Genomic DNA, 12,209 nt, shown 5'->3' on the forward strand with positions numbered 1-12,209 from the left:
TTTCATTTCTCGCTTTCTGTGAATACCATCTCTTCCTTTTAATTGTCTGAAATGGACGTGCCGTAATTCATTACTTAAAAGGGTGTACAAATGTAATACTGGGCGTTTATTACAACCGGAAAATAGTAATATTTTTGACTTAACTGATCATTAATGGCTCATGAAATTATGTATTTAGTTCTATTCCTGATAATGAAAGATTTTTTGTATTCGGGGACACGAGGTGTGGACTTCCTAAATCCTGGTGATTGCTATTTTGGACAAAAACTTATTCCGCTACCGGTAAATGCGTAAATGAAAAGTGCCTTTCCAATTAAAAAGAATAAGCAAGTGAGCTAATTAAACAACGATAGTTTACAGTTTCACTTTTTTGAGGGTCTTTAATGCCTTTCCCATGAAAAGAAAAAAGGATTTTTCTCTTCCTGAATTAAAGTTTAGAGATGCACCTTAAAGCTTACTAGCTCAGATGCCTCAAAGTTAGTTTGGCTTATTATCCGTTTTAAACAAAACCATATCTAACATTCAATCAGCAATCAATTGGGCAGCAAATAGCTAAACCAGTATTTGCATTATACGCTTGTAAAGACAAAATTAATGAGGGTCTATATTTACCTATTTCCTTACCTTTAGTGGGTTCAAAATCTAATAAAACGATATCGCTTATGTCGGGTATATAATTCTATCCATTACTCTATCTCATTTGATAATGGATTGGTTAATAACTCAGAATGGGACGTTGTTTGATTTAAACCCTCTAATAACTGAGCCTCACTATACTATATTGAAAAAGATGGATTTTTTGAATAAAGATTTTTTTACTAAGAATCCCTCGTCAAAAATCTCCACCTATTCTACTTCTGTTCCTTCTTCAAAATGAGGAATATCACGCATTCATCCACTGACGCTTAAAGCAAGCCCATTTCCCCATTTTTGAATTTTAGTGTGAATTATCATTATCACTCCGTATATACTATGTATCTACATTGTCAATAGCGAGGAAGGATAACGGGTGTAAACAGCCAAATTAAATTGCCGACACTGGCCACATTATTTTGCCGTTCAATAAACATTTCTGCTTCTAAAATCCCCATAAAATAGTCTTATTAATATTCAAGAAAAATAATTAATGTACATTAAGTTTGTTTTTTTTATATAATACGAGCTTATCATAATTCATGAGCTAACAATGGCTAAATCAAAAAATAGTTTTTATACTTTTTTTACACAACAAAAAATACTCTCTCCTCAATCATTGAGAAATTCGCAAAGTAGCCGTTGAAAATGATGGGTCCCCTGTTCTTTTGTGGGAGAAAAACGACCTGCTTCATAAAAACGGGAACGAATTCCCCGTTGAACCGACTCCACAACTGCTTCATCTTCACGCTCCACTTTATCCAAGTCACCACCCGCTCCTTTACCTAACTTAGTTTCATCAAGCACATAAGTTAAAAATGAAACTTTTGTTAATTCAGGTCCTAATGGCTTCACTACATTTACAGAACATCCCCAAGGATAAAAATTAAGCATTGTGTTTGGAAAAATCCAATAATAATAAGCCGCTACGTGTTTGCCATAGTCAGGAGAGTCTTTGGGTAAGGCAAAGCTCTCTTCTCCATGACTGGCTAAAGCTAATTGCAAATTACAATAACGATAAAGCTCTGTGGTATAAGTGGTACAATCAATCACCTTTCTTAATGAATGATGGACAAAAGGGATGTGCAATGCTTCAAGATAATTTTCGCAATACAACGCCCAATGCGCTTTTACTAAATAGTCGCGTGAACGATTTAGATCGAGACGCATTTTTTCCATGGGCAACCAGAAAAGACGTTCTTTAATATCAGCAAACACCTCCTGAAAAGGTACTTGAGGTGATAATGAGGCGAAAAGAAATGGCTCAAGACAATCAAATGGAATTTGCGACAAATTGTCCTTTGCGGTTGGGAAATTGCAAGTCTTTTCAAATTCGGGCATATGCAGGAATTCGCCGCAAAGATTAAATCGACGTCCGTGGTAGGAGCACTTAATTTTCTCAGCAGAACACGGTGCCTCAATCAAAATATTACCTCTATGGGTGCATACATTACTGAGGCAACGAAAGCGGTCTTGTTCATCACGAACAAATAATAAAGGTTCATCCAACAATCCTGGCAATAACGTAAAAGGCACCAATTGCCCATCCAATCGCAGGCTTTCTGTACTGCAACAAAACTGCCAAGTCCTGGCAAATATTTTTTCTTTTATGTGCTCGAAACACTCCGGAGATGTATAAAAATGTGCAGGTAACGTGGAGGCTTTTGCTATATCGGGATCTACATAGAACTTATACATGATCAACTTCCTTTTAAATATTCCAAAAACAACTTTGGCGATATTAAATCACCAATCATTCTTGTTATCCATATATCTTATATATTCAGGAGAAAACACTACTGACAAAAACTGTCAGCATGATCTTTTAAACTCAACTCTCCGTTAAATTAAAAGGAGTTCTTTATGTATCTTGATCCCAATTTAATTATTTTGTATGTTGATGCTCCTCTGATTAGTGCATCGTTTTATGAGCAGTTACTCAAGAGTCAACCTGTTGAATCGTCGCCTACTTTTGTCATGTTTTTATTAAAATCCGGTATGCGTCTTGGTCTATGGTCAAAGCACTCTGTTGAACCTCGTGCAACAGCTCTTGGTGGTGGAGGAGAGCTTTCATTGCAAGTGCAAAATGATCCCATGATCGACGAACTTTATACGCTCTGGCAACAACAGGGGATCCAGATTGCACAACCCCCGACGATGATGGATTTTGGCTATACTTTTGTAGCACTTGATCCCGATCATCATCGTCTTCGCATTTTTTCATTGAATCCAGAGAAAAGTGTCTCTTAATCCAAACTTAGTCTGAACGATCCTTATAAATTTTTTCACCCTATCTACCGCGCGCATCAAGCGCGGTACGTAGGGGATTATAAAAAATTATCGATTCTCTTTAGAAAGATGAACCGGCTGAAAAAAAGCCCCATATAAATTATGATGGTATCATTGAGTAGATGATTAAGGATCTGCAATGAATGTATTGGTTACTGGTGCTTCAGGTTTTATTGCGTCACATATTGTGAGCAGGCTTATTGCGACCAATCATACAGTGACATGTTGCGTGCGTGATGTGGCCTTCACCAAAAAATTGTTTCCCGCAGCACAGGTGATTCCTTGTGATTTTATCAATGACAAATCCATTAGCCTCTGGTTTGAACGTTTACAAAAGATTGATGTAGTGATTAATTGTGTAGGAATTCTCTATCATCCCAATAATAAAGTAATATGGTCAATTCATTATGAGACCCCACGGGTATTATTTGATGCATGTGTGAAAGCTAAGGTAAAAAAGATTATTCAAATCTCGGCTCTTGGGATAGAGACCTCTGATGTCGCATATGCTCAAAGTAAGAAAGCAGCAGATGACTATTTGCTTACGCTACCGATTCAATCCATTATTTTGCGCCCATCCCTAGTTTATGGTCGAGGTTCGTATGGTGGCACCTCTTTATTTCGTGGTCTTTGTGGACTTCCCTGGATTACTCCTGTACCCGGTAAGGGTACCCAGGAATTTCAACCCATTCACGTTGAAGATTTATCCAAAGCAGTGAGCCAACTTATTGATCTACCCTCAGATAAAAATGTGCTGTTAAACGCTGTAAGTGCAAAACGCATCAATTTAAACAATATTCTAATCCAAATGCGATCCTGGCTTGGTTTCGCCAAAGCAAAATTATTTTTTGTGCCTGCAGGACTTATCCGACTCGCATCGCTTGTCGGAGATTTTATCCCTTATTCTGTCTTAAATACGAACTCTTATAAATTACTCATTCAGAATAATACAACGAGCCCCGAAGAGACCCAAAAATTCCAAGATAAAATTGGTTTTACTCCCCAAGAGTTTACTGAGGGAATCTATCGTTACCCCAGTTCGATTCAAGATCGTTGGCATGCTCGACTTTATTTTCTTAAACCCGTTTTAAAGTTTAGCATTGCGTTTATTTGGTTATTTACTGCAATAAGCTGTCTCTTTTTTTATCCCAAAGCGAATTCCTACGAACTTTTGGCACAAATTGGAGTCAATGCATTCTGGCAACCTATCTTATTTTATAGCGCCAGCATTCTTGATGGAGTTATAGGTTTAGCCGTATTGTTTATGAATCACCTAAAAAAAGTGAGTTTCTTACAAATCCTAATCATTTTAGGTTATAGTTCCATTTTAACGTGGAAACTTCCTAATTTATGGTTTGAACCTTTTGCACCTTTAGCGAAAAATATTCCACTTTTGGCTGCCATACTTGTTTCTTTAGCCCTGGAGTCTGATCGATAATGCTCTACTTTTGGCTTAAATTTATTCATGTTATCAGTTCGACAATTCTTTTTGGTACCGGAATAGGAACTGCTTGTACGATGTTATATGGACACCGTACTGGCAAAACTCAGATCATTGCTGCTACGACGCGCTATGTTGTACTTGCAGATTGGATTTTTACTGGAACTTCCGGCTTTATTCAACCGGTTACTGGGCTTTGGATGGTTTATTTAGCAGGTTATGCTTGGACTTCATTATGGGTAATGGGATCGATTATTGGCTATTTAATTGCAGCTTTTTGTTGGTTTCCGGTAGTGTATCTCCAGATTAAAATGCGTGATTTTGCCGTAGAAGCCGAACAAAAAAATATGCCTTTACCCCCCATCTATTTTCGTTATTTTAAATACTGGTTTTGCTTAGGTTGGCCAGCATTTATTAGTCTGATTATTGTTTTTTATCTAATGACTAACAAACCTGCTGGTTTTTAAATATGTAGCCTGCAGCGAAGCGGAACCCGGGTTACGGCTTCACTATCACCCAGGCTACAATTGCAGTTTTGTGACCTACATTTCGGGTGTCCCGCTTCGCGTCCCAAATTAATAAGCCCACTTTACTCTTCTACGGTGATATTAATTTTTTTCTCAACTGCAATTTCCTTTTTAGGAATCGAAATTTCCAACACTCCTTGCTTGTATTTAGCGCTTATTTTTGTATCGTCAGCGGTTTGCGGTAAGCTAAAGCGACGATAAAACTGACCTTGTGAACGCTCCGTACGCGTGTAGCCATTTTTGTTTTCTGTTTTCTCGAAGTGACGCTCTCCGCGAAGTGTTAAGATATTATGTTCCAAGGATATTTGAATGTCTTCCTTATTCACACCAGGAATATCTGCCAGTACTAAAAAGCGCTCTTTTTCTTCTTTAATATCTACAGGAGTCGTCCATGTACTTGTATCTACTATAGAAGAATCTGATGATTGCCCTCTGAAAAAATTATCTAAGAATGAACCCAGTTCATTGTATACAGGAAAATAATCGCGTCTTACGATACTCATAAATACTACCTCCTAATCATTATTCTACATCCTTATAGATAGAGGCACTTTATTAAAATTCAAGGGATAGTGTATGAATTGTAAGTTTAAGTTATTATCTATAAAAGGGAACGATTTCTAATTAAAAAACGGAGTATCATAATGCAGCATCTAATAAAGATCTTGGCTTTAATATTGGGTTTTACGTGTACATTTACCGGCTTTGCAAGTTCTGCTACAGAGATGCCAATTTTAGGCAAAACAATAACTCAAGAAAAACAACAAAAAATGACTCCAAAAGAAGCCCTACACCGATTGAAAGAGGGAAATCAACGTTTTTTAAGCCATACCCAAATATCCAGAGATTATTTAAAGCAAGCATATCAATCTTCTTATGGACAATATCCCTTTGCAGTAATTCTCAATTGTATGGATTCACGTAGCGTTCCTGAATTCTTTTTTGATCAAGGTTTAGCTGACTTATTTACCTTACGTGTAGCCGGAAATGTGCTCAATGATGATATTTTGGGAAGCATGGAGTTTGCAACTAAAGTAGTTGGATCCCGCCTTATTGTAGTCTTGGCACATACCTCATGCGGTGCTGTAGTAGGTGCATGTGAGGGTGCTCAGCTCGGACATTTAACTGATGTCTTAGACAAAATTAAGCCCGTTGTGCAAACAAGTATGGAAGAGCAAGGAACAAAAAATTGTGCGGATCCTAAATTAATTGATGCCATCGCTAAAGCCAATGCTTTAAGAGTTGTCAAAGAAATACAAGAAAGAAGCCCGATACTCAGAGATTTAATTAGCAAAAAACAAGTAGGGATTGTAGCAGGTGTACATGATATCAAGACAGGTAAGGTACAGTTTTTTGAAGAGAAACGTTCTGTTCCCAATTAATATACTGTAGCCTGGGCCATACCGCGCTTTATGCGCGGTATCCAAAGACATCAATTACTTTTCTCTTCCAGCCATTGTATCGATTGTTTTCTAATATCTTTGAAACCTTTTTGGGCAGTGTAAAGTGCTTCGAGTGTATAATACAGAGGCTGTTTTTGATCTGCGTCGTTGATCAACCAAAACCCTTGTTGTTCATTATTTTCCACTTCATTATTATACATTTCCCAATAAAGTATAAACGGAACATTAGTCTGTAAGAACTTTATAAAGATATCACGATTCACTTTTTCATGTTTTTGGGGATTAAAACCAACACGTTTAGCTTGAATGCCACATTCACCTATAAAGACTCTGCGACCGCTAATACCTGCCTTTTCAGGTAATTTATCTTCAATATAATTGAGCGTTTGCTTTATCACATCTACTGGTTCTTGTTGTACATCGTAGCTTGAATAAGAAACATAATCCACATTAGTCTTAGGCAATACCTTATTAACCACGCGATCTTTGTTAAAAACCATCGCATCTCGCACCCGATTTACCTCAGCATACAGGTAAACCTTTGCTAAAGTATTTTTCCCCACATCATTGCGAGCATCTTCAACTGCTTTCTGTCTTATATTAAACCAATCAATCATTCCTTGTATTTTCTTTTGACTTGGTTCTATTGGATTTTTAGGGTTTATCAGATACCAATCTCCCTCCCAATTACCTAAATAGAATGTTTGCTCAAGCTGGGCATTACGAGTGAGCAATTTTTTGGCGAAATCATAAGTTGCTTTATATTCCTTTGCCTTATCAGACTCAGATAAACCATTCTCCCAGATTTTTCCATCAGAGCGCCACCAGAAGAAATAAATTTCGAAAGGCATATCCAAAATAGCATCGAGTACAGGTCCCTCTTTAGCGGATATTTTGATCATTTTAGAACCCATATCCAGAATTTTTTTCGCCTGCTCGACTACTGGATCATCGCTGGTAAAATGATATTTTGCACCAATAGCTTGTGTACCAATAATTTGTTGTTTTAATAAGGAATCTATCTCACTATCATTCGGAACTGCCTGGCTTTTAAATGATAATAATCCTAGAAACAATAAGAATAAATATCCTGACTTGCTCATATAAGTCTCCCCAGTTTAGATGTTTTTAACGCGTGATATAAAAATTAACCGTCAGCAATTCCCTGGGGTTAGCATAGATAAAAATAGAATAGGAGTGTTTAAGAGTCCTGATGAAGTTTTATCATATCGCTGAATTAAAAGCTCAATCAAGGTCCACCTTAAACCTTTCCTAATCCTTTATCTCAGCGACTTTAATAATTTATAACTAGTTGCTGAACCAGTTCTCCAAATTATCCTGTGGAGAAGATAAGCCGCGAACATTGCTATCATTTATAATCTCAATGATCAACAATCAGACAAATATAGGTGTAATTATAAATGTTTGCAAGTACACTTTGGGTTGATGCTGATACCAAACTTCTGATGTATGCAATCTCCCGAACTCATGATGAAGCCTCCGTTTCCACATAGAGTTTTTTAACAGTCAATACTGCGATAAAACAAAGAATTGCACTCAGAGTTAGATAAAAGCTGGGGGCTAGATTGTTGTTTAATGCGTCAATTAAATAAGTAGCAATAAAGGGAGTTAAACCTCCGAAAAAAGCAAATGCGAGATTATAAGAAATAGCAATGCCGGTGTAACGAATAGAGACTGGGAATAGTTCAACCAGTATGCTGGGATAAACCATGATGGCGCTACTTAAAATAGCAAAAATAAATAAGGCAACAATAAGTGATACAGTCGTTTGTCTGGATAAAGTAACAAATAAAATATAACTTAATAAAATAAAACCAGCTGATCCAATTAAAAGAATCAACTTACGACCCAAACGATCACCGCACCAGCAAAAAAATATAAGTAACAAGGAATAAAAACCCAAATTAATCGTATTGAATAAGGTCGCTTGCTGTTTTGGATAAGCAAGGATCGTTGAAAGATACGTAGGCATATATAAAAATAATAAATTAATCTTTACAGAACCCAAGCACGTTATACCAATACCTTGTAAAATCTTTCGCCAGTATAAAGTAATTGCTTCGACAAAGGGCATTCGCGTATTTTCTGTTGAATTCTTAAATGCAAGAAATAAGGGGCTCTCAGCCAATTGTTTACGAATATAGAAACTGAATATCCCAAGTAATCCACCAAGTATAAATGGAATACGCCAACCGAAACTTAATAATTGTGCGTTTGAAAGTTCATTCGTCAGAATCAAACTAATCATTGCGCCCAGAAAAATACCTACATTGAGGCAAGAAAAAATAACGCCGCACGCAAGTGCTCTGGAGCGAGGATTTACGTGTTCGCAAGTAAAAGTTAATGCTCCTGGAATTTCACCGCCAATCGATAATCCTTGCAATAGCCGTAAAAAAATCAAAAGGATACTCGAAAAAATTCCTATATGTTGATACGTTGGTAAAACGCCAATAAGAACCGTTGGAACAGCCATTAAGATGACCGAAAAAATAAACGTTTTTTTACGACCGTATTTATCTCCAAAATGGCTAAAAGCGACACCTCCTAGTGGACGAATCAAATAGCCAATGGCAAACACGGCATATACACTCATCAATGAAGCCAATTTGTCGGTTTCTGGGAAAAAAACCTGGCTGATTATCGGTGCGAAAATAACGTAAATGACAAAATCATAAAATTCCAAGGCCCCGCCCAAAGAAGCAAGAAAAATAATTTTTCGTTCACTGGGTTTTAATTTCAACTCATGCACCTGCAAATCCTTTTTCATGACAAAGCTGTAAAATAGCATAACTTTCAATTGCACACATGATTTTTTTAAATCAGGAGATTGTCACTCTCTTATTTAAGAAATGGCTCTTTATCTTGAGTTTTAGTAACATCAATGAAACAACTCATTTTTACCAAAGATGAAAAACCATTCTATTTCAGAGCAGATTATTCAGCGTGTTGAAGCAGTTGTTACTCAAGCTCAAATTAATGCTTATAAAAAAGATGGCGCGGTGTGTATTCGTCAAATTCTCAGTCCTGTAGAAATAGAACTACTTCGAACCGGCATTGAACTCAACCTGAAATCCCCTAGCCCTAGAGTTAAAATTGCAAGTAAGAATGATGATCCCGGGCGATTTATTGAGGATTTTTGCACTTGGCAAACGAATCCTCATTATCAACAATTTATTTTTGAATCACCAGTTAGCCTTATTGCCGGTAAACTCATGGAGAGTAAAAAAACAAGACTTTATCATGATCATCTTCTGGTTAAAGAGCCAGGTACGCGGCAACGAACCCCATGGCATCAAGATCAACCCTATTACAATATTGAAGGAATGCAAAATTGCAGTTTATGGATACCTGTTGATCGAGTACCTCATGCATCCACTTTAGAGTTTATTGCAGGCTCTCATTTGGGGCCTTGGCTCATGCCTCGTTCTTTTATGAATAACCAAGCAAAATGGTTTCCGGAAGGGAGCCTCGCTGATCTTCCTGATATTGACTCAAAACAGGAAAATTACCCCATTATTGGCTGGGAAACAACTCCTGGCGACATCGTTTGCTTTCATATGCTCACGCTTCATTCTGCAGGTGGAGTGAGTTGCAATCAACGACGAAGAGTATTCTCTGTGCGTTTTCTCGGTGACGACATCACTCATGCACCACGAAAATGGGTAACATCACCCGATTTCCCAGGGTTGAGCGAACAGCTTCCAGCAGGAGCACAAATGGAACACCCTTTATTTCCTGTCATTTGGGAGTATTGAGCCGAGTAGCTCCGAATCAGTTTAACATCCTAAAAAGATCTCCTGTATAAACCTCACACCAGAAATCCTGGCCCAATAGCTGATTCAAGAATTGTAGTCATTTAATCTCGATCTTCTTTAGAGAGCGCACCCGTTGCTGCATCAATTTTTATTTCAAATTCCTTCCCCTGAGTGTCTCTACCTGAAACTTCCCATTGACCATCATCCAGCTCAATTTCTCGGATATCTGTATATCCTGCTTTTTCAGCCGCAGAAAGCGCCTGTTGAATGCTCACTTTAGGTGGAGTTGAATCGGCAAAAACAGTTGAATAAGCCAAGACCATTGATGTTAGAATAATTGCTTTCGTTTTCATTTTAGTTCCCTTAAAAAGTGTTCCTATTAAAAACTAACATGTTTAATATAGCATGTGGAATTTTCAATTTCAGTAAAACTTATGAATTACATAAGTAACTACACCCCAAATCACTAAATCCTGCCCATCCGTGATATCAATCGGTTTATATTTTGGATTTTCTGGAAGAAGCCGTACACGATCTCCTATTTTAGATAAGCGCTTTACAGTCAACTCTCCATTGAGCGCGGCAATTACAATTTTTCCATCTTGTGCTTCAAGACTCTTGTCAACAATCAATAGATCGCCTGAATGAATACCTGCATCAGTCATCGAATCTCCTGTCGCGGTCAGAATGAATGTCGCTGCAGGATGTTTTATCAACTGCTGATTTAAATCTAAGTAACGTTCAATGTAATCATCACCTGGAGAGGGAAATCCAGCTTGAACTTTGCTGGAATAAAGAGGTAATTTATATGTCTTAGACTCTTTTTCCAATAGTGCATGAATTTCCGGAAGACGAGAAACGGGGATACGTATTGCTTTAGTAGATTCTAATCCGTATTTTCCTCCGCCTAAAGGCCGCCCAGCTCCTTCTCGTTTACCTCCACGTTGACTCATCACACCTCTCATTTGATTTTTGTTTCAAAAATCAATAATAGGAATAAATGAATGTATTGTAAATAATGGCCTAGCAATTATCGTGGAGCAGGACTCTATTTTTTTGATCCAACCACACAATCGGCAAAAGGTATACTTAATGAGTTATAAATTTTTGCACTAAAAATTCTGTTTTTTTTCTTAAAAATGAGCAATACTTCTTTCTGAATAAATCGTGGTAAAACCTATGGTTAAAATAAGACCTTTTCTCAAATGGGCAGGTAGTAAATACAACTGTCTGGAAAAGATTATTCCCTTTCTTCCTCCGGGTAAACGCCTCATTGAGCCTTTTGCCGGCTCAGGTGTCGTTTTTATGAATACGAATTATTCTTCCTATCTGTTGGCTGAGAGCAATTTTGATTTAATCCATCTTTTTACTACATTACAACGAAATGGAAACGCATTCATTAAGCAGTGCGAAACCTATTTTAACCCAGAATTCAACCGTAAAGAAAAATATTATCAACTCCGCTCTGATTTTAATATTTCCCCTCATTCACCAGAAAAATCTGCACTTTTTCTTTACCTAAATCGGCACGGCTATAATGGCTTATGCCGATATAACTCCAAAGGAATTTATAACGTTCCTTTTGGGCTTTACAGCAAGCCTTATTTTCCACACAAAGAAATGCAACTTTTTCATTTGAAAAGCCAACAGACAGAATTCGTCCATAATGATTTCAGAAAAACGTTTGAATATGCAGAGCGAGGTGATGTGATTTATTGCGACCCACCCTACGTACTTCTTTCAGAGAAATCACATCATTTACCCTACACCAAAAAACTGTTTACAACAGAAGATCAAATCGAGCTAACGGAGTTGGCTAAAGAAACAGCAGCTAAGGGTATTCCAGTTATTCTTTCTAACCATGATACTGAGTTTACTCGACACCACTATAGAAAAGCAGAAATTAAAAGTTTTCCCGTATCGCGTTTTATCAATTGTCAGGGATCGCTACGCCAGCCGGTAAAAGAGTTAATTGCAATATTTAATTAATTCATAATGTAGCCTGGGTGCAGCGCAGCGAAACCCGGGTTAGCTGACATGGGATCCCGGGTTTCGCTGCGCTGCACCCAGGCTACATTTAAAGACCTTTTACATTTTGGCCAAGATCGTAGAAATACAAGGGGCTGTTTACATTCCGCTA

General features: G+C 37.5%; 13 protein-coding genes. 6 read left to right on the forward strand and 7 right to left on the reverse strand.

Annotated elements, in window-relative coordinates; all coding sequences use genetic code 11:
- Window positions 1-526 precede the first annotated feature (526 nt).
- Window positions 527-673, reverse strand: a complete 147-nt coding sequence (locus Lani_RS21210; RefSeq protein ID WP_081595187.1) for a type II toxin-antitoxin system PemK/MazF family toxin — start codon at window positions 671-673, stop codon at window positions 527-529.
- A gap of 572 nt (window positions 674-1,245) precedes the next feature.
- Window positions 1,246-2,331, reverse strand: coding sequence for an SRPBCC family protein (locus tag Lani_RS15330; protein ID WP_019234274.1), 1,086 nt, complete (start codon window positions 2,329-2,331; stop codon window positions 1,246-1,248).
- A 165-nt stretch (window positions 2,332-2,496) separates the two neighbouring features.
- On the opposite strand from Lani_RS15330, the gene Lani_RS15335 reads away from it, so the two are divergent.
- The 3 genes from Lani_RS15335 (at window position 2,497) to Lani_RS15345 (ending at window position 4,830) form a co-directional block, all read left to right on the forward strand.
- A complete protein-coding gene (locus tag Lani_RS15335) occupies window positions 2,497-2,883 on the forward strand; it encodes a VOC family protein (protein ID WP_019234273.1) in 387 nt (128 codons plus the stop codon).
- Window positions 2,884-3,061: 178 nt separating this feature from the next.
- A complete protein-coding gene (locus Lani_RS15340; protein WP_019234272.1) occupies window positions 3,062-4,360 on the forward strand; it encodes an NAD(P)H-binding protein in 1,299 nt (432 codons plus the stop codon).
- Window positions 4,360-4,830, forward strand: coding sequence for a DUF2269 family protein (locus Lani_RS15345; protein ID WP_019234271.1), 471 nt, complete (start codon window positions 4,360-4,362; stop codon window positions 4,828-4,830). Before Lani_RS15340 ends, Lani_RS15345 begins: the two co-directional genes overlap by 1 nt.
- A gap of 122 nt (window positions 4,831-4,952) precedes the next feature.
- Here the strand turns inward: Lani_RS15345 and Lani_RS15350 are convergent, their stop codons facing one another.
- On the reverse strand, window positions 4,953-5,393 hold the full coding sequence (locus Lani_RS15350) for an Hsp20/alpha crystallin family protein (protein WP_019234270.1): 441 nt from the start codon (window positions 5,391-5,393) through the stop codon (window positions 4,953-4,955).
- Window positions 5,394-5,534: 141 nt separating this feature from the next.
- Between Lani_RS15350 and Lani_RS15355 the strand changes: the two genes are divergently transcribed.
- A complete protein-coding gene (locus Lani_RS15355) occupies window positions 5,535-6,272 on the forward strand; it encodes a carbonic anhydrase family protein (RefSeq protein WP_019234269.1) in 738 nt (245 codons plus the stop codon).
- Between the two features lie 50 nt (window positions 6,273-6,322).
- Here Lani_RS15355 and Lani_RS15360 read toward each other — a convergent pair whose 3' ends face one another.
- Together Lani_RS15360 and Lani_RS15365 are read right to left on the reverse strand one after the other, a co-directional pair.
- Window positions 6,323-7,396, reverse strand: a complete 1,074-nt coding sequence (locus Lani_RS15360; protein ID WP_019234268.1) for a hypothetical protein — start codon at window positions 7,394-7,396, stop codon at window positions 6,323-6,325.
- 383 nt (window positions 7,397-7,779) lie between these two features.
- Window positions 7,780-9,063 (reverse strand): MFS transporter, encoded by a 1,284-nt coding sequence (locus Lani_RS15365; RefSeq protein WP_223499496.1) that lies wholly within the window; start codon window positions 9,061-9,063, stop codon window positions 7,780-7,782.
- A 157-nt stretch (window positions 9,064-9,220) separates the two neighbouring features.
- On the opposite strand from Lani_RS15365, the gene Lani_RS15370 reads away from it, so the two are divergent.
- The gene (locus Lani_RS15370; RefSeq protein WP_019234266.1) at window positions 9,221-10,069 is read left to right on the forward strand and encodes a phytanoyl-CoA dioxygenase family protein; all 849 of its coding nucleotides are present in this window, start codon (window positions 9,221-9,223) and stop codon (window positions 10,067-10,069) included.
- 101 nt (window positions 10,070-10,170) lie between these two features.
- On the opposite strand, the gene Lani_RS15375 is transcribed toward Lani_RS15370, so the two are convergent.
- Window positions 10,171-10,422 carry a PepSY domain-containing protein gene (locus tag Lani_RS15375; RefSeq protein ID WP_019234265.1) on the reverse strand — a complete coding sequence of 84 codons (252 nt, stop codon included), beginning with the start codon at window positions 10,420-10,422 and terminating at the stop codon, window positions 10,171-10,173.
- A gap of 69 nt (window positions 10,423-10,491) precedes the next feature.
- Complete coding sequence (locus tag Lani_RS15380; RefSeq protein WP_019234264.1) at window positions 10,492-11,022, reverse strand: LexA family protein; 531 nt, start codon at window positions 11,020-11,022, stop codon at window positions 10,492-10,494.
- Window positions 11,023-11,248: 226 nt separating this feature from the next.
- Here Lani_RS15380 and Lani_RS15385 point away from each other — a divergent pair, with 226 nt between their 5' ends.
- Window positions 11,249-12,058: a DNA adenine methylase gene (locus Lani_RS15385; RefSeq protein WP_040522902.1), complete on the forward strand. Its 810-nt coding sequence runs from the start codon at window positions 11,249-11,251 to the stop codon at window positions 12,056-12,058.
- Window positions 12,059-12,209: the final 151 nt, after the last annotated feature.

This window comes from Legionella anisa, from assembly GCF_001467525.1.
Lineage (GTDB): Bacteria > Pseudomonadota > Gammaproteobacteria > Legionellales > Legionellaceae > Legionella > Legionella anisa.

Excerpts from the sequence above, each read along its gene's own strand:
- Lani_RS15360 (WP_019234268.1), bottom strand. The coding sequence starts at position 7,396 with ATGAGCAAGTCAGGATATTTATTCTTATTGTTTCTAGGATTATTATCA.
- Lani_RS15385 (WP_040522902.1), top strand. The coding sequence starts at position 11,249 with ATGGTTAAAATAAGACCTTTTCTCAAATGGGCAGGTAGTAAATACAAC.
- Lani_RS15340 (WP_019234272.1), top strand. The coding sequence starts at position 3,062 with ATGAATGTATTGGTTACTGGTGCTTCAGGTTTTATTGCGTCACATATT.
- Lani_RS15345 (WP_019234271.1), top strand. The coding sequence starts at position 4,360 with ATGCTCTACTTTTGGCTTAAATTTATTCATGTTATCAGTTCGACAATT.
- Lani_RS15335 (WP_019234273.1), top strand. The coding sequence starts at position 2,497 with ATGTATCTTGATCCCAATTTAATTATTTTGTATGTTGATGCTCCTCTG.
- Lani_RS15350 (WP_019234270.1), bottom strand. The coding sequence starts at position 5,393 with ATGAGTATCGTAAGACGCGATTATTTTCCTGTATACAATGAACTGGGT.
- Lani_RS15370 (WP_019234266.1), top strand. The coding sequence starts at position 9,221 with ATGAAAAACCATTCTATTTCAGAGCAGATTATTCAGCGTGTTGAAGCA.
- Lani_RS15375 (WP_019234265.1), bottom strand. The coding sequence starts at position 10,422 with ATGAAAACGAAAGCAATTATTCTAACATCAATGGTCTTGGCTTATTCA.
- Lani_RS15355 (WP_019234269.1), top strand. The coding sequence starts at position 5,535 with ATGCAGCATCTAATAAAGATCTTGGCTTTAATATTGGGTTTTACGTGT.
- Lani_RS15330 (WP_019234274.1), bottom strand. The coding sequence starts at position 2,331 with ATGTATAAGTTCTATGTAGATCCCGATATAGCAAAAGCCTCCACGTTA.
- Lani_RS15380 (WP_019234264.1), bottom strand. The coding sequence starts at position 11,022 with ATGAGTCAACGTGGAGGTAAACGAGAAGGAGCTGGGCGGCCTTTAGGC.